Origin of the sequence: Pseudomonas sp. Irchel s3f7, from assembly GCF_900187615.1 — a bacterium.
GTDB lineage: Bacteria > Pseudomonadota > Gammaproteobacteria > Pseudomonadales > Pseudomonadaceae > Aquipseudomonas.
On record NZ_FYDO01000013.1, the window covers coordinates 34,080 to 50,566 of the forward strand.

Annotated in this window: 16 protein-coding genes; 6 read left to right on the forward strand and 10 right to left on the reverse strand. The window is 60.2% G+C overall.

Translation table 11 applies throughout. The features are described 5' to 3' along the window. Window positions 1–18 precede the first annotated feature (18 nt). A complete protein-coding gene (betT, locus tag CKW19_RS13065; RefSeq protein WP_177408810.1) occupies window positions 19–1,980 on the forward strand; it encodes a choline transporter BetT in 1,962 nt (653 codons plus the stop codon). 25 nt (window positions 1,981–2,005) lie between these two features. On the opposite strand, the gene CKW19_RS13070 is transcribed toward betT, so the two are convergent. After that, complete coding sequence (locus CKW19_RS13070; protein WP_095058217.1) at window positions 2,006–2,266, reverse strand: hypothetical protein; 261 nt, start codon at window positions 2,264–2,266, stop codon at window positions 2,006–2,008. 212 nt (window positions 2,267–2,478) lie between these two features. Between CKW19_RS13070 and CKW19_RS13075 the strand changes: the two genes are divergently transcribed. Together CKW19_RS13075 and CKW19_RS13080 are read left to right on the forward strand one after the other, a co-directional pair. Then, window positions 2,479–2,628, forward strand: coding sequence for a type II toxin-antitoxin system HicA family toxin (locus CKW19_RS13075; RefSeq protein WP_095058218.1), 150 nt, complete (start codon window positions 2,479–2,481; stop codon window positions 2,626–2,628). Continuing rightward, complete coding sequence (locus tag CKW19_RS13080) at window positions 2,625–3,089, forward strand: type II toxin-antitoxin system HicB family antitoxin (protein WP_371856282.1); 465 nt, start codon at window positions 2,625–2,627, stop codon at window positions 3,087–3,089. Before CKW19_RS13075 ends, CKW19_RS13080 begins: the two co-directional genes overlap by 4 nt. A gap of 42 nt (window positions 3,090–3,131) precedes the next feature. Here CKW19_RS13080 and tauD read toward each other — a convergent pair whose 3' ends face one another. The 7 genes from tauD to CKW19_RS13120 form a co-directional block, all read right to left on the reverse strand. Continuing rightward, window positions 3,132–3,974 (reverse strand): taurine dioxygenase, encoded by an 843-nt coding sequence (gene tauD / locus CKW19_RS13085; RefSeq protein ID WP_095058220.1) that lies wholly within the window; start codon window positions 3,972–3,974, stop codon window positions 3,132–3,134. 132 nt (window positions 3,975–4,106) lie between these two features. After that, window positions 4,107–4,943, reverse strand: coding sequence for a taurine ABC transporter permease TauC (tauC, locus tag CKW19_RS13090; protein ID WP_095058221.1), 837 nt, complete (start codon window positions 4,941–4,943; stop codon window positions 4,107–4,109). Next, the gene (gene tauB / locus CKW19_RS13095; RefSeq protein WP_095058222.1) at window positions 4,940–5,734 is read right to left on the reverse strand and encodes a taurine ABC transporter ATP-binding subunit; all 795 of its coding nucleotides are present in this window, start codon (window positions 5,732–5,734) and stop codon (window positions 4,940–4,942) included. Before tauB ends, tauC begins: the two co-directional genes overlap by 4 nt. Before the next feature lie 14 nt (window positions 5,735–5,748). After that, the gene (gene tauA / locus CKW19_RS13100; RefSeq protein WP_095058223.1) at window positions 5,749–6,726 is read right to left on the reverse strand and encodes a taurine ABC transporter substrate-binding protein; all 978 of its coding nucleotides are present in this window, start codon (window positions 6,724–6,726) and stop codon (window positions 5,749–5,751) included. A 247-nt stretch (window positions 6,727–6,973) separates the two neighbouring features. Next, window positions 6,974–8,557, reverse strand: coding sequence for a glutamate--cysteine ligase (gene gshA / locus CKW19_RS13105; protein ID WP_095058224.1), 1,584 nt, complete (start codon window positions 8,555–8,557; stop codon window positions 6,974–6,976). Window positions 8,558–8,862: 305 nt separating this feature from the next. Further along, the gene (locus CKW19_RS13115; RefSeq protein WP_095058225.1) at window positions 8,863–9,246 is read right to left on the reverse strand and encodes a PaaI family thioesterase; all 384 of its coding nucleotides are present in this window, start codon (window positions 9,244–9,246) and stop codon (window positions 8,863–8,865) included. Further along, a complete protein-coding gene (locus CKW19_RS13120; RefSeq protein ID WP_095058226.1) occupies window positions 9,246–11,570 on the reverse strand; it encodes a Tex family protein in 2,325 nt (774 codons plus the stop codon). Before CKW19_RS13120 ends, CKW19_RS13115 begins: the two co-directional genes overlap by 1 nt. Before the next feature lie 361 nt (window positions 11,571–11,931). Here CKW19_RS13120 and ompR point away from each other — a divergent pair, with 361 nt between their 5' ends. Together ompR and CKW19_RS13130 are read left to right on the forward strand one after the other, a co-directional pair. Further along, on the forward strand, window positions 11,932–12,672 hold the full coding sequence (gene ompR / locus CKW19_RS13125; RefSeq protein ID WP_095058227.1) for a two-component system response regulator OmpR: 741 nt from the start codon (window positions 11,932–11,934) through the stop codon (window positions 12,670–12,672). Window positions 12,673–12,788: 116 nt separating this feature from the next. Continuing rightward, on the forward strand, window positions 12,789–14,102 hold the full coding sequence (locus tag CKW19_RS13130; RefSeq protein WP_095058228.1) for an ATP-binding protein: 1,314 nt from the start codon (window positions 12,789–12,791) through the stop codon (window positions 14,100–14,102). 85 nt (window positions 14,103–14,187) lie between these two features. On the opposite strand, the gene rimK is transcribed toward CKW19_RS13130, so the two are convergent. Next, window positions 14,188–15,093, reverse strand: coding sequence for a 30S ribosomal protein S6--L-glutamate ligase (rimK, locus tag CKW19_RS13135; RefSeq protein ID WP_007972871.1), 906 nt, complete (start codon window positions 15,091–15,093; stop codon window positions 14,188–14,190). Next, the gene (locus CKW19_RS13140) at window positions 15,090–15,509 is read right to left on the reverse strand and encodes an ATP-dependent zinc protease (RefSeq protein ID WP_236693160.1); all 420 of its coding nucleotides are present in this window, start codon (window positions 15,507–15,509) and stop codon (window positions 15,090–15,092) included. The genes rimK and CKW19_RS13140 overlap by 4 nt, the downstream gene beginning before the upstream one ends. A gap of 277 nt (window positions 15,510–15,786) precedes the next feature. Here CKW19_RS13140 and CKW19_RS13145 point away from each other — a divergent pair, with 277 nt between their 5' ends. Next, a complete protein-coding gene (locus CKW19_RS13145; RefSeq protein ID WP_095058229.1) occupies window positions 15,787–16,194 on the forward strand; it encodes an RNA-binding S4 domain-containing protein in 408 nt (135 codons plus the stop codon). Window positions 16,195–16,487 lie beyond the last annotated feature (293 nt).

Consider the following 16,487-nt stretch of genomic DNA (forward strand, 5'->3'; position numbering starts at 1 on the left):
CCAAGCGGCCTGGTCCGCATGAATCCGCCGGTTTTCTACTTCTCGGCGAGCTTCATTCTGTTGTTTGGCGTTGTTGTCATCGCCATGCCCGAGCAAGCCGGGGCCTGGTTACTGGCGGCGCAAAACTGGGCGGCCAACACGGTCGGCTGGTATTACATGTTGGCGATGACCCTGTATCTGGTCTTCGTGGTGGTCACCGCGTTATCGGGCTACGGCAAGATCAAACTCGGTGCCGACCACGACGAGCCCGAATTCAGTTACCTGTCCTGGGCCGGCATGTTGTTCGCCGCCGGGATCAGCATCACGCTGTTTTTCTTCTGCGTGTCCGAACCGCTGACCCACATGCTCCAACCGCCCCAAGGCGAGGCGGGCACGGCGGATGCGGCGCGACAGGCGATGCAGATCCTGTTTCTGCACTGGGGCCTGCATGGCTGGGGAGTGTTCGCCTTTGTCGGCATGGCGCTGGCGTATTTTGCCTATCGACATAACCTGCCGCTGGCCCTGCGTTCGGCGCTGTACCCGCTGATCGGTAAACGCATCAACGGCCCCATCGGTTACGCCGTGGACGGTTTCGGCATCATCGCCACGGTGTTCGGTCTTGGTGCCGATATGGGCTTTGGCGTACTCCATCTCAACTCGGGTCTGGACTACCTGTTCGGCATCGCTCACACGCAGTGGATTCAAGTCGGGCTGATCACGCTGATGATGGGCGCAGCGATCATCGTTGCCGTATCAGGCGTCGATAAGGGCGTGAGGGTCATGTCCGACATCAACATGCTGCTGGCCTGCGCACTGCTGCTGTTCGTGTTGTTCGCCGGGCCGACGCAGCATTTGCTCAACACGTTGATCCAGAACCTCGGTGACTACCTCGGTGCGTTGCCGATGAAGAGTTTCGATCTCTACGCCTACGACAAACCCAGCGACTGGCTGGGTGGCTGGACAGTGTTCTACTGGGCCTGGTGGATTGCATGGTCGCCGTTCGTGGGCCTGTTCATCGCACGGATTTCCCGTGGCCGCACCATCCGTGAATTCGTCTTCGGCGTGCTGCTGATCCCGCTCGGCTTCACCCTGGCGTGGATGTCGATCTTCGGCAACAGCGCCATCGATCAGGTGCTCAACCACGGCATGAGCGCGCTGGGCATGTCGGCCATCGATAACCCGTCGATGACCCTTTACCTGCTGCTGGAAACCTACCCGTGGAGCAAAACGGTCATCGCCATTACGGTGTTCATCAGTTTCGTGTTCTTCGTGACCTCTGCCGATTCCGGCACTGTGGTGCTGTCGACGCTGTCTGCCAAGGGCGGTAATCCGGACGAAGACGGGCCGAAATGGTTGCGGGTGTTCTGGGGCGCAATGACTGCGCTGGTGACCAGTGCGCTGCTGTTCTCCGGCAGTATCGATGCGCTGAAGTCGGCGGTGGTTCTGACGTCGCTGCCGTTCTCGCTGATCTTGCTGCTGATGATGTGGGGACTGCACAAGGCGTTTTATCTGGAGTCGCAAAAGCAGATTGCGCAGATGCACTCGCTGGCGCCGGTGTCCGGCTCACGGCGTGGCAAGGGCGGTTGGCGTCAGCGCCTGAGCCAGGCGGTGCATTTTCCGTCGCGTGATGAGGTTTATCGTTTCCTCGATACGACGGTGCGTCCGGCCATTGAAGAAGTGTCTGCCGTGTTCATCGAAAAAGGTTTGCACGTAGCGACACACCCGGACCCGGCCAACGACAGCGTCAGCCTGGAAATCGGCCATGGCGATCAGCATCCGTTCGTCTATCAAGTGCAGATGCGCGGCTACTTCACGCCGTCGTTTGCCCGTGGCGGCATGGGTTCCAAGCAGCTCAACAATCGCCGTTACTACCGCGCCGAAGTGCATTTGAGCGAAGGCAGTCAGGACTACGATCTGGTCGGCTACACCAAGGAGCAGATCATCAACGACATCCTCGACCAGTACGAACGGCACATGCAGTTCCTGCATCTGGTGCGCTGATCGGGGGGCAGGGCGTCGAGGCCAGTCAGGTCTCGGCGCTCAGCACCATGAACAACACCAGCGCCGCCACCGGAATGCTGAACACCATTGTGCCGATCCCCAATTCCGTGCTCAGCGACTGGCCGGCCGTCACCATGCCAATGGCACCATTGATGACCGTCAACGCCAGCCACAGGACGACGAAACTGTAGGTCAGGGTCTGCCGGCTGAAGCCGAGTTTCTCGCCGATGAACAGCATCATCGCGAGCAGGGCCAGGCCGAAGGTGATGATGATCGTCGTGTGCATGCTTGCTCCATCCTTGCGATAGGTATCGCCGGTTTGATGCCATGGCAACTTTGTGCCTGCCGAGTGCGATTGTGCAAGTGCGCCGTCGGTCTGGGGTGAAGGTCAGGCTCGGCTTGTTCGGCCAATATTTTACTGAGTGTGTATGGTGTGTATTGTTGTCAAGCCTTGGCGCTTAAAGTAGACAGCCGTTGATGTCGAAAAAGGCGAAGGACATGCGAAGTCGGGAAATGATCAGGATGATCGAAGAAGATGGTTGGTATCTGGTGGCGGTGAAAGGTAGTCATCATCAGTACAAACATCCTGATTCGGAGCTGCCAAAAGGAACGATCAACAGCATATTGAAACAGGCGGGGCTGAAATGACACCCGTCAACGGATATGAAAGTCCCGACAGGGACACATCACAGGAAGGAATCATCGAGATGAAATTTCCGGTTGTTCTGCACAAGGATGCCGACTCTGATTACGGAGTAATCGTCCCGGACGTGCCGGGTTGTTTCTCGGCGGGTGGCACGGTGGCGCAGGCGCTCGAAAACGTGAAGGAAGCGCTGTCTCTACATTACGAGGGTTTGGTTGCCGACGGTGATCCGTTGCCGCAGGTGCAGGAAATCGACGCGCACCTTGATAATCCCGATTTTGCTGGTGGGGTTTGGGCAGTGGTCGATTTTGACATCACGCCCTATTTCGGCAAGTCGGTGCGCTTCAATGCCACGCTGCCAGAGCAACTGCTCGAGCGTATCGATCAGACCGTCAGACGGGATCAACGGTACAGTTCAAGATCTGGCTTTTTAGCCGCAGCGGCCCTGCGGGAATTGTCGGCATAGCGGTTGGGTAAAGCCGGTTTACCCAGGAAGCCGGCTCAATATTCACCTGAAAAACGGCACATCCCCCAACACCGTCGCCCGCTGCATCACCCGCCGCGCCGGGCGGTAGTCGTCTACCGCGTAATGCTGGGTTACGCGATTGTCCCAAAACGCGATGTCGTCCTGCTGCCAACGCCAACGAATGGTGAATTCCGGGCGAGTTGTATGGGCGAACAGGAACTTCAGAATCGCTTCGCTCTCGGTTTCCGACAGCTCGTTGAGCTTCGAGGTGAAGCCTTCGTTGACGAACAACGAGCGGCGTCCGCTGACCGGATGCGTGCGGATCACCGGGTGCGACAGTGGCGGGTTCTTGCGCCGGGCTTCTTCCCATTGGGCCAGCGCCTCTGGCGTGTTGCCGTAGCGCTCCAGCGGAAATGAACGGGTGAAGTCGTGGGTGGCGGTGAGTCCTTCGAGCAGGTTTTTCAACGGTGCCGACAAGGCTTCATACGCTGCGATACCGCTGGCCCATAACGTGTCGCCACCGAACTCCGGCAGCAGTTTGGCGCTGAGTACCGCGCCCATGGCCGGGGTCGGCAGGAAGGTTACGTCGGTGTGCCAGATGGCGTTATCGCGCACGTCGGTGACGGCGGTGTCGAGGATCAGCACTTCGGGTTGCTCAGGCACGTTCGGGTAGATCGGGTGAATGTGCAGGTCGCCGAAATTGGCGGCGAATCGTGCCTGTTGCTGTGGGGTGATTGGCTGATTGCGGAAGAACAAAACCTGATGTTTGAGCAGTGCCTGTTCGATGGCATCGCGCTGTTCCACATTCAGCGGCTGACTGATGTCGATGCCACTGATCTGGGCGCCGAGGGCGGAGCTTAAAGGGGTGATGGACAACTGACTCATGATGATTCTCTTCAATCCGGTTTACCAACTGTAGGAGCGAGCTTGCTCGCGATCGCGGTGCATCAGTCAAAGCATCGTCGTCTGATGATTAGCAATCGCGAGCAAGCTCGCTCCTACAGGGTTGTTCAATTTTCAGTGAGCCTGGCCGTGCCACGGCACCAGTTTGCGTTGCAAGGCGCGCAGGCCCATTTCCATGGCGAAGGCAATCAGTGCGATCACCAGAATGCCCAGCACCACCACATCGGTGACCAGAAACTGCGCGGCCGACTGCACCATGAAGCCCAAGCCGCTGGTGGCGGCAATCAGTTCAGCGGCGACCAGCGTCGACCAGCCCACACCCAGGCCAATGCGCACACCGGTCAGAATGTCCGGCAAGGCACTTGGCAAAATGACGTGGCGAATCAACTGCGCCCGAGTCGCTCCCAAGGACTGCGCGGCGCGCAACTTGGCCGGGTCGACGGTGCGCACACCAGTGGAGGTAGCGATGGCAATCGGGGCGAAAATCGCCAGGTAGATCAGCAAGACTTTTGACAACTCACCGATGCCGCACCAGATCACGATCAGCGGCAGATAGGCCAGTGGCGGAATCGGGCGGTAGAACTCGATCAACGGATCGAGCACGCCACGAGCAACACGGTTGGCACCGATGGCAATGCCCACCGGCACGGCGGTCAGCACTGCGAAACCGAGGCCCAGGCCAATGCGGCCGAGACTCGCGCCCAAGTGCTGCCACAACGTCGAATCCATGTAGCCGCTGGTCACCAACAGCCAGCCTTTTTGCAGCACGGCGGACGGTGGCGGCAGGAACAGCGGTTCGATCAAACCGCTCGCGGTGACGGCCCACCAAATGAAAACGAGGGCGGCCAGCGTCAACAGGCTGATCCAGCGAGTGCTCAGGCTGCGACGGACCGGACTTGTCGTAGCGCCGGGTTTGATCGCCGTCGCTGCGGGGATTTCGTAGCTGCTCATGCGCGCTCCTGCCGCTGGGCGGCGCTGCGTTGGGAGAACACTTTGGCGAGTACGTGTTCGCGGGTTTCGATAAAGCGTGGGTCGGATTTGATCGAGCGAGCCGACTCACCGGCGGCGTAGCGCTGACCGAAGTCGAGGCTCAAACGCTCGACGATTTGCCCAGGATTGGGTGCCAGCAGAATCAGGTCGGTGGCGAGGAAAACCGCTTCTTCAATGTCGTGGGTGATCAGGAACACGGGTTTGGCCGTGCGCCGCCAGACTTGCAGCAGCAGCTCTTGCATCTGTTCACGGGTGAAGGCATCGAGGGCGCCGAAGGGCTCATCCATCAGCAACACACGCGGGTCGGCGGCGAGGGCGCGGGCCAGGCCGACACGTTGTTTCTGGCCACCCGAGAGTTGCCAGATCCGGCGGTTCTCAAACCCGGAGAGGTCCACCAGCGCGAGCATTTCCCGGGCGCGGATTTCGCGTTTGTCCCGGGCGATGCCGGCCAGTTCCAGGCCGAAGCCGACGTTGGCCAGCACGTCCTGCCAAGGCAGCAGGGCATCGTCCTGGAACACTACACCGCGTTCGGCGCTCGGGCCTTTGACCGGTACGCCATCCAGGGTGATGCGCCCGGCGCTGGGCTCGACGAAACCGGCAATCAGGTTCAACAACGACGTCTTGCCACTGCCGGACGGGCCGAGGGCGACCAGCAATTGCTGGGGCCCAAGACTCAGGGAAATATCCGCCAGCACCGGTTCCGGGCTACCGGGGTACTGTGCGCTGATGCGCTCCAGCTGTAGCAAGGCCATCGCAAGTCTCCCGATCAGTTGGTAATGAACTTGGCGCTGACGTACGGCGCGTAGTCCGGCAGCACGGCCTCGACCTTGCCTTGTTCCTTGAGGAACGCGGCGGTGTCGGTGATGGCCTTGGTGGTCGGCGCGCCGAGGGTGATCACCTGATCAGCCGCCAGCGGGTAGACGTTGCCTTGCAACAGCAGCGGAATGTCGCTGGCCTTGGCGCCGGACAGTTTCACCAACTTGTCGACGTTGCTTTGATTGGCGAGCCAGGCTTGCGGGTCTTTGCGGTAGTCGGCGTAGGCATCGAGGGTCACTTTGGCGAACGCGGTGACGATTTCCGGGTGCTTCTCGGCGAAGTCCTTGCGCACGATCCAGGCATCGAACGTCGGTGCGCCGAACTTGGCCAGTTCACCGGAGGTGATCAGCACTTTGCCGTTCTCCTTGGCGACACCCAACGCTGGGTCCCACACGTAAGTGGCGTCGATGTCGCCGCGTTTCCAGGCGGCAATGATCGCGGGCGGCGCGAGGTTGAGGACGGTCACTTTCGAGGGATCGATGTTCCAGTGCTTCAGTGCGGCCAGCAGGCTGTAATGCCCGGTGGACACGAACGGCACGGCGATTTTCTTGCCGATCAGGTCTTGCGGGGTCTTGATCCCGGAACCGTCGCGGGCGACCAGGGCTTCGGCGGCGCCGATCTGGGTGGCGATGAGGAACGTTTCTACCGGCACTTTGCGGGTGATGGCGGCAGTCAGGGGGCTGGAACCGAGGTAGCCGATTTGCACGTCGCCGGAGGCGATGGCGGCAATGATGTCGGCGCCGTTATCGAATTTTCGCCAGCTGATATCGGCCTTGGTGGCTTTTTCGTAACTGCCGTCGGCCTGGGCGACTTTCGCCGGATCAACGGTGGTCTGGTAGGCGACAGTGAAGTCGGTCGCCTGGGCAAAAAAGCTCGCGGTAGCCAAGGAAGCGGCCGCCAGCAAGCGAAGGGGGAAAGTCAGTTTCATCAGAAAGCTCCTTGTCAGGCGACCGAATGTCGGCGTGAGAAAGAGACTAAATGATCTAAGAATTCGAAAATAAATAACTTTTTCGAATTAGCTTATGAGAGGAAAATTGAGGAGCGACCGCTTCGCGGTCAATCGCTAGCAGGCTAGCTCCCACAGGGTTCAAGGGTGTTCACACAATTGCGCGAACACTGAAAGTCCTCTGTGGGAGCTAGCCTGCTGGCGATAAGGTCCGCAGGACCTTCCGAGGTTAGTTACTGATCGCCAGAATGCTCGCCTGGTACGCCCCGACAAACACATCGAAATCGCCGACTTCGTTCTGTTCCAGCTCAACCTGATCAGCCAGCGACGAACGCGCCCGCGCTTCAAATTTCGCCTGTTGCTCAGCTGGCAATGGTTCGCTGCGGAAGAACTCCGCATGGGCCTGGCTCTGGCGCAGGGAGAACTGGGCAAAGCTCTCCTTGTGCTCGGCCATCGACGCGAGCACCTGGGCCGATGGCGTCAGGGACGGGTCCTGGACCTTGGCCATCTGAGCGTCCAGCGCCTTGCTGTGGGCATCGCCGCCATGGCTCTGATCAAGCAGGGCGGCCAGTGGTGCAATGTTTTCCAACAACTGGCCAGCCCACTCTTTCAGGTCGACCGGTTGCCCGTCGCGTTGCAGTTGCAGGCCCGGACGGCGCCCTTCCTTGACCACGCTGAGGAAGTTTGACGTCGCGTTGCCGCAATTGGTGTTGGTCAGCAGCGGGCTGTCGTTCAGCGCGCAGTACAGCAGGAACGCATCGAGGAAGCGCGACTCGGTAAGGTCGATACCCATTGGCAGGAACGGGTTGATGTCCAGGCAGCGCACTTCGACGTACTGGATGCCACGGGCCATCAGCGCCTGAATCGGTCGCTCACCGGTGTAGGTCACGCGTTTCGGGCGGATGTTGGAGTAGTACTCGTTTTCGATCTGCAGGATGTTGGTGTTGAGCTGAACCCACTCACCGTCCTTGTGCGTACCGACTTCGACGTATGGCGCATACGGCGTGGCGACTGCTTTGCGCAGGCTGTCGGTGTAGCTGTTCAGATCGTTGTAGCACGGCGTCAGGCCGGCCTGGGCGTTGCTCTGGTAACCCAGATCGCTCATGCGCAGGCTGGTGGCGTACGGCAGGTACAAGGTGTGCGGGTCCAGTTGCTCCAACTGATGCGAGCGACCGCGCAGGAAACCGGCGTCCAGCGCTGGCGATGCGCCGAACAGGTACATCAGCAGCCAGCTGTAACGGCGGAAGTTGCGGATCAGCGCGATGTAGGACGACGACTGGAAATCGCGATCCGTGCCGACAAAACCTTCGGCCTGCTTGAGCAGCGGCCAGAGCTTCTCCGGCAGGGAAAAGTTGTAGTGGATACCGGCAATGCATTGCATGGTCTTGCCGTAACGCAGGGCCAGGCCCTTGCGGTACACGTACTTGAGCTGCCCGATATTGGACGTGCCGTAATAGGCGATCGGGATGTCTTCCTCGGCCGGCAACGGGCACGGCATCGAGGGGCTCCACAGGTACTCGTTGCCGAGCTTGCTGTAGGCAAAGCGGTGAATGCTGTCCAGGCTCGCCAGCGTATCGGCCGGGTCGGGCAGGGCCGGGGTGATGAACTCCAGCAGCGACTCGGAATAGTCGGTGGTGATCAGTTCATTGGTCAGCGCGGAACCCAATTCTTCCGGGTGCGGCGTTTGCGCCAGGCGACCTTCGCCAGTCACGCGCAGGCATTCACGTTCGATGCCGTGAAGGCACTGTTCGAGCAGAGAGAGGTTAGCGCGCTCGCCAAGCAGGGCCAGGCGGCGGTTGAGAAGTTCGCTCAAGTTGGATTCCTTCACGCGTCAGTCGCCCCAATATGGGGGTGGGCAAGACGGTCTACAAGGGTGAAGTTAAAACTGGCGTTTTCGCCTGGTTTTGGAACTCGCCGCAATCGATGTGGGAGCGGACTTGTGGCGAGGGGGCTTGCCCCCGTTAGGCTGCGATGCAGCCCCAAAATCTCTGATGTTCCAGGATATTGTGAGTGCTACGCACTCAAACGGGGGCAAGCCCCCTCGCCACACGCGCTTCCACAGAAAAACTCGACGCTGCGATCACAGCGCCGAAATTAACTCAAATCGATGACATCTAGCTACAGGACAGCGAACGTGCCTTGTGCTTTTGCGACCAGTTTGTCGCCTTGCATCACATCGGCTTCGACCACCAACGTGCGGCGGCCCGGGTGGATCACCCGCGCCGTGCACATCACCTCACCGTCCGAGACGGCGCGGATGTAGTTGATCTTGCACTCGATGGTTGCGCTCTGCTGGTCAAAGCCGTGGGTGCTGGAACAGGCCAGCCCCATGGCAATGTCCACCAGGCTGAACAAGGCCCCGCCGTGCAGCTTGCCACCGCGATTGCGCAGCTTCGGTTCCAGGCCCAGGGCAACTTGCGCGACCCCGGTTTCCAGGCTGTGCAAACGACAGCCCAGCAGCTTGAAAAAGGCGCTTTCGGTGTAACCGGCGGGGATATCCATCAACGTTTCTTCAACTGCTTGGCGTTGGCGAACAGCGAAGCCATGGCGTTGTTGCTCGGTGCTGCCGCCGTGGTTTCCTTGCGTGGTGCAGTGTTCTGGGATTGGCGAGGCGCCGAACCCGGACGTGCGCCACGAGCACCGTCGATTTTCTCGCCCGGGGTGTCGCTCATGCGCATCGACAGGCCCACGCGTTTACGCGGTATGTCGATTTCCATGACCTTCACTTTCACCACGTCACCGGCCTTCACCGCTTCGCGCGGATCCTTGATGAACTTCTCCGAAAGTGCAGAGATGTGCACCAAACCGTCCTGATGCACGCCGATATCGACGAACGCGCCGAAGTTGGTCACGTTGGTCACCACACCTTCGAGAATCATGCCCAGTTGCAGGTCCTTGAGGTCTTCGACACCTTCCTGGAACTCGGCGGTCTTGAACTCGGGACGCGGGTCGCGGCCGGGCTTTTCCAGTTCTTGCAGGATGTCGGTGACCGTCGGCAGACCGAAGGTTTCGTCGGTGTACTTCTTCGGATCGAGACGCTTGAGGAACGCGGCATCGCCGATCAGCGAACGGATATCACGGTCGGTTTCGGCGGCAATGCGCTGAACCAGCGGGTAGGCTTCCGGGTGAACCGCCGACGAATCCAGCGGGTTTTCGCCGTTCATGACACGCAGGAATCCAGCAGCCTGTTCGAAGGTTTTCTCGCCCAGACGTGCGACTTTCTTCAGCGCGGCGCGAGTCTTGAATGCGCCGTGCTCGTCACGGTGGCTGACGATGTTTTGCGCCAGGGTCGCATTGAGGCCGGAGATCCGTGCCAGCAGGGCCACGGACGCGGTATTCACGTCCACGCCGACGGCGTTCACGCAGTCCTCGACCACGGCGTCCAGGCCGCGTGCCAGTTTCAGCTGCGATACGTCGTGCTGGTACTGGCCGACACCGATGGATTTCGGATCGATCTTCACCAGCTCAGCCAGCGGGTCTTGCAGGCGACGGGCAATCGACACCGCGCCACGGATCGACACGTCCAGGTCCGGGAATTCCTTGGAGGCCAGTTCCGATGCCGAGTAAACCGATGCACCGGCTTCAGAGACCATGACCTTGGTCATCTTCATCGCCGGGTATTTTTTGATCAGCTCGGCGGCGAGCTTATCGGTCTCACGGCTGGCGGTGCCGTTGCCGATGGCGATCAGGTCCACCGCGTGTTTGGCGCACAGGGCGGCAAGAATCGCGAGGGTCTGGTCCCACTTGTTGTGCGGCACGTGCGGGTAAACCGTGGCGTGATCCAGCAGCTTGCCGGTGGAATCGACCACCGCGACCTTGCAGCCGGTACGCAGGCCCGGGTCGAGGCCCAACGTGGCGCGCGGGCCGGCCGGGGCCGACAGCAGCAGGTCGTGCAGGTTGTGCGCGAACACGTTGATCGCTTCGGTTTCCGCGCCATCGCGCAGTTCGCCCAGCAAGTCAGTCTCCAGATGGGTGTAGAGCTTGACCTTCCAGGTCCAGCGCACCACTTCGCCCAGCCATTTGTCGGCGGCGCGGTTCTGGTTCTGAATGCCGAATTGCTGGCCGATCATGCCTTCGCACGGGTGCATGGCGCCCGGCAGCTCATCGCCGACTTTCAGCGCGGAGCTGAGAATGCCTTCGTTGCGGCCACGGAAAATCGCCAGGGCGCGGTGCGACGGCATGCTTTTGAGGGGTTCGTCGTGTTCGAAGTAGTCGCGGAACTTGGCGCCTTCCTCTTCCTTGCCGGCAATCACGCGGGCACTGAGGGTGGCTTCCTGCTTGAGGTAGTTGCGCAGCTTCTCCAGCAGGCTGGCGTTTTCGGCGAAGCGTTCCATCAGGATGTACTTGGCGCCTTCGAGGGCGGCCTTCACATCGGCCACGCCTTTTTCGGCGTCGATGAAGCGTGCGGCTTCGGTTTCCGGGCTCAGGGACGGATCGTTGAACAGGCCGTCCGCCAAGTCGCCGAGGCCGGCTTCCAGGGCGATCTGGCCCTTGGTGCGGCGCTTTTGCTTGTAAGGCAGGTACAAGTCTTCGAGGCGGGTCTTGGTGTCGGCAAGCTTGATGTCGCGCTCGAGTTGCGGGGTCAGCTTGCCTTGCTCTTCGATGCTGGCAAGGATGCTGATACGCCGTTCGTCGAGTTCTCGCAGGTAGCGCAGGCGCTCTTCCAGATGACGCAGCTGCGTATCGTCGAGGCTGCCGGTCACTTCTTTCCGGTAACGGGCGATGAAGGGAACGGTAGAGCCTTCATCGAGTAGCGCGACGGCCGCTTCGACCTGTTGTGGGCGTACACCGAGTTCCTCGGCAATGCGGCTGTTGATGCTGTCCATAAAACCACCTGACAAATTGTGAAAGCAGGCTCGCAGGCGCAGAGATAGGGCCTCGGCGAGTCTGGTTGAGCGGCCTGGCCTGCGCCGCTACCTGGATCAAAAGGTAACCCGTTGACCCGTGAAATCGAATAATTACTGCCGGTGCGATGAAAATAAAAAGCGGCTGCCCGGTGTAACGATCAGACGTTGCCTGACACAAAAGGCCGCGCATTATAACCAGCGTTAAGGCATTCGGGGCCATCGTGGTGTGCAGGCGCAAAGGCCGGTTTTCTGGCGCTGGAGGAAAAATCTGCTAACAATGCACACGGTGCGCACAACGGCAGCTACGCCATAATGCGCGCCGAGATCAAAGGAGCATCCAATGAGCAGCACTGCAAACATTGCTGAAGGCGAAAAAATTCTTATTGTTGACGACGATCCGGGCCTCAGCAGCCTGCTGGAACGTTTTTTCGTCAGCAAGGGCTATCGCGCCCGCGCCGTACCGAACACTGAGCAAATGGACCGCCTTCTGGCACGCGAAGTGTTCAACCTGGTCGTCCTCGACCTGATGCTGCCCGGCGAAGACGGCCTGACCGCCTGCCGCCGCCTGCGCAACGCGAACAATCAGATTCCGATCATCATGCTCACCGCCAAGGGCGATGAGCTGAGCCGCATCAAGGGCCTCGAACTGGGCGCCGACGATTACCTGGCCAAGCCGTTCAACCCCGATGAGCTGATGGCACGTGTCAAAGCCGTCCTGCGTCGTCAGTCGGCACCGGTGCCAGGCGCGCCGGGCAGCGAAGACGAAAGCGTGACCTTCGGTGACTATGAGCTGTCCCTGGCCACCCGCGAACTCAAGCGCGGTGAAGAAGTGCACATGCTCACCACCGGTGAGTTCGCGGTACTCAAGGCACTGGTAATGAACGCCCGTCAGCCGCTGACCCGCGACAAGTTGATGAACCTGGCCCGTGGCCGCGAATGGGATGCCCTGGAGCGTTCCATCGACGTGCAGATCTCCCGTCTGCGCCGGATGATCGAACCCGATCCATCCAAACCGCGTTACATCCAGACCGTCTGGGGTGTGGGTTACGTGTTCGTTCCGGATGGCGCCGCCACCAAGTGATCGGCGATTTGTAGGGGCGGGTTGTGCGGGCAAGTCAGTCAAATGACATTGCCCGCAGACTCGCGATCTGCAATGTGCGAGCATCCCTCGCTCCTGCAAGTGTGTAACGGTTATCCATGAAAACCCCCATTTGGTTCCCCCAGAGCTTCTTCTCCCGCACCCTTTGGCTGGTGCTCATCGTCGTGCTGTTTTCCAAGGCGTTGACCCTGGTTTATCTGCTGATGAACGAAGACGTGCTGGTGGATCGTCAATACAGCCACGGCGTCGCCCTGACGCTGCGCGCCTATTGGGCCGCCGATGAAAACAACCGTGACAAGATTGCCGAAGCCGCGACCCTGATCCGGGTGGTGGGCGCGGGTGTTCCGGAAGGCGAACAGCACTGGCCTTACAGCGAGATCTATCAGCGGCAGATGCAGGCAGAGCTGGGGGCCGACACCGAAGTGCGATTACGCATGCATTCGCCACCGGCGCTGTGGGTCCGGGCACCGAGCCTGGGCGACGGTTGGTTGAAAGTGCCGTTGTACCCGCATCCGTTGCGCGGCCAGAAAATCTGGAACGTGCTTGGCTGGTTCCTGGCTATCGGTTTGCTGTCCACGGCGTCGGCGTGGATCTTCGTCAGCCAGCTCAATCAACCCCTGAAACGTCTGGTGTATGCCGCACGGCAACTCGGCCAGGGGCGCAGCGTGCGCCTGCCGATCAGTGACACGCCGAGTGAAATGACGGAGGTGTATCGCGCCTTCAACCAGATGGCAGAAGACGTCGAGCAGGCGGGTCGCGAGCGAGAGCTGATGTTGGCCGGGGTCTCCCACGATTTACGCACGCCGTTGACCCGATTGCGCCTGTCGCTGGAGTTGATGGGCGACCGCACCGACCTGACGGACGACATGGTGCGTGACATCGAAGACATGGATGCGATTCTTGACCAGTTCCTGGCGTTCATTCGTGACGGACGCGACGAGACGGTGGAAGAGGTTGACCTGAGCGATCTGGTCCGCGAAGTCGCCGCGCCGTACAACCAGAACGAAGAAAAAGTGCGCTTGCGCCTGGAGCCGATCCAGCCGTTTCCGCTGCGGCGTGTATCGATGAAACGTCTACTCAACAACCTGATCGGCAACGCCCTTCATCATGCCGGTAGCGGTGTGGAAGTGGCGGCGTATGTCTCCGGTGACACCGCCGCACCGTACGTGGTGCTGAGCGTCATGGACCGAGGCGCCGGGATCGATCCGTCGGAGCTGGAGGCGATTTTCAACCCGTTCACTCGGGGCGACCGTGCCCGGGGTGGCAAGGGCACCGGATTGGGGTTGGCAATTGTGAAGCGGATTGCTTCGATGCATGGCGGCAACGTTGAACTGCGCAACCGTTCGGGCGGCGGGCTGGAAGCGCGGGTGCGGTTGCCGCTGGGGTTGATGTTGCCGCGGGATGCGGTTTAACGGCTGAAAAGATCGCAGCCTGCGGCAGCTCCTACAGAGCAACGTGTACCCCTGTAGGAGCTGCCGCAGGCTGCGATTTTTTGCTTTATCCCTTGCCTTTGGTCCGGGTCATATTCGGCCCGCCATTCTTCTCCAGATGCTCAATGATGATCCCTGCCACGTTTTTCCCGGTGGTGGTCTCAATCCCCTCAAGCCCAGGCGACGAGTTCACTTCCATCACCAGCGGTCCGTGATTGGAGCGCAGGATATCCACGCCCGCCACCGCCAGGCCCATGACCTTCGCCGCACGCAATGCGGTCATGCGTTCTTCCGGCGTGATCTTGATCAGGCTCGCACTGCCACCACGGTGCAGGTTGGAGCGGAACTCGCCGGGCTTGGCCTGACGCTTCATCGCGGCAATGACTTTGTCACCGACCACGAAGCAGCGAATGTCGGCGCCACCCGCCTCCTTGATGTACTCCTGAACCATGATGTTCTGCTTGAGGCCCATGAACGCCTCGATCACTGATTCCGCCGCCGTGGCGGTTTCACACAGCACCACGCCGATGCCTTGGGTGCCTTCCAGCACCTTGATCACCAGCGGTGCACCGTTGACCATTTCGATCAGATCGGGAATGTCGTCCGGCGAGTGGGCGAACCCGGTCACCGGCAAGCCGATGCCCCGGCGTGACAGCAATTGCAACGAACGCAGTTTGTCCCGCGAGCGGGCGATGGCCACCGATTCGTTGAGTGGAAACACCCCCATCATTTCGAACTGGCGCAACACCGCACAGCCATAAAACGTGACCGACGCACCAATCCGCGGGATGACCGCATCAAAACCTTCAAGCGGTTTGCCACGGTAGTGAATCTGCGGCTTGTGACTGGCGATGTTCATGTAGGCGCGCAGGGTGTCGACCACCACCATTTCATGGCCGCGTTCAGTACCGGCTTCAACCAGGCGGCGGGTGGAATACAGACGCGGGTTCCGCGACAGCACAGCGATCTTCATGCAACACCTGTGGAGGAGGTAGATACCGGGAACACCGGCTTGTCTTGTACATATTTAATGCCCGGATTGACCACCAACTGGCCGTCGATCAGGGCTTTGGAACCGAGCAGCAGGCGATAGCGCATGGACTTGCGGCAAGCCAGTGTGAACTGGACTCGCCAGACCCGGTCACCCAGCGCCAGGGTGGTGCTGATCACGTATCGCACCTGCGCATGACCGTTGGAGCTTTTAATGGTTTTCATCGTCACCAGCGGCGCTTCGCAGCGGCGGTGGCGCAGTTGCACCACGGTGCCCAGATGCGCCGTGAAGCGCACCCATTGCTCACCGTCACGCTCGAACGTCTCGATATCGGTGGCATGCAGGCTGGAGGTGCTGGCGCCGGTGTCGATTTTTGCCCGAAGACCGGCAACCCCCAAATCAGGGAGCGCCACCCACTCGCGCAGACCGACAACGGTCAAATGGTCAAATGTCTTCAAAATGGCTCAGTCGGTGGAAACCGCGGTGGCCTCAGGCGGCCGAGTTCGCGGTATTCACGCAGAATAATGGGTAAAAGGCGACAGATATTCGCTGCCCGGTTTTCCAGCCTCGCGGGGGAGGTTATGGAATGTCAGCATTGTAGTCCGGGACGACGAAATTCTTGGCACGAGAGAAACGGTAGTACAGTTCACCAATATTTCAGAGTGAGGACATTCCATGGCACAAAAAAGCGAAGAGGATGACAAAGTCCGCCTCGACAAATGGCTGTGGGCTGCACGTTTTTACAAGACCCGTGCCTTGGCCAAGGCGGCGATTGAAGGCGGCAAGGTGCATTGTCGAGGCGAGCGTTGCAAACCGGGCAAGGAGCCGCGCATCGGCGACGAATTTGTGATTCGTTCCGGTTTCGAGGAGCGTACGGTGGTGGTCCAGGCGTTGTCGATCGTGCGCCGTGGCGCACCGCAGGCACAAACCTTGTATGCCGAAACCCTGGCCAGCATCGCCAAGCGCGAAGAGGCCGCGGCGCAACGCAAAGCAGGCGCCTTGGGCGTGAGCACCGACGGCAAGCCGAGCAAGAAGCAGCGCCGGGATCTGTTCAAGTTTCGTGGCAGTAGCAACGACGACTGAAGTTCGCAGCCTGCGATCTTTTCAAGAGCTTTCATTCTTGCAATCAGGCGATTGCGCATCCATATCAGGTGAGTTGCGCAGATCGCCGCTCGTCGAAAATTACCCACGACGCCGAACCTGTAGGCCATAAACAGATTGGCCGCAATCCGTTGGTGCATGTTCCACCTCCCTTGGATCAGCTCCGGATTGTTCATAAAATGTCTTCATTGGCGGAACATTGCGCGCCCAAAGGGGTGGCGCAGGTAAACTTCCTTGCTCCCGTCATCTTTTTCATCACTTCAGATACCCAGACC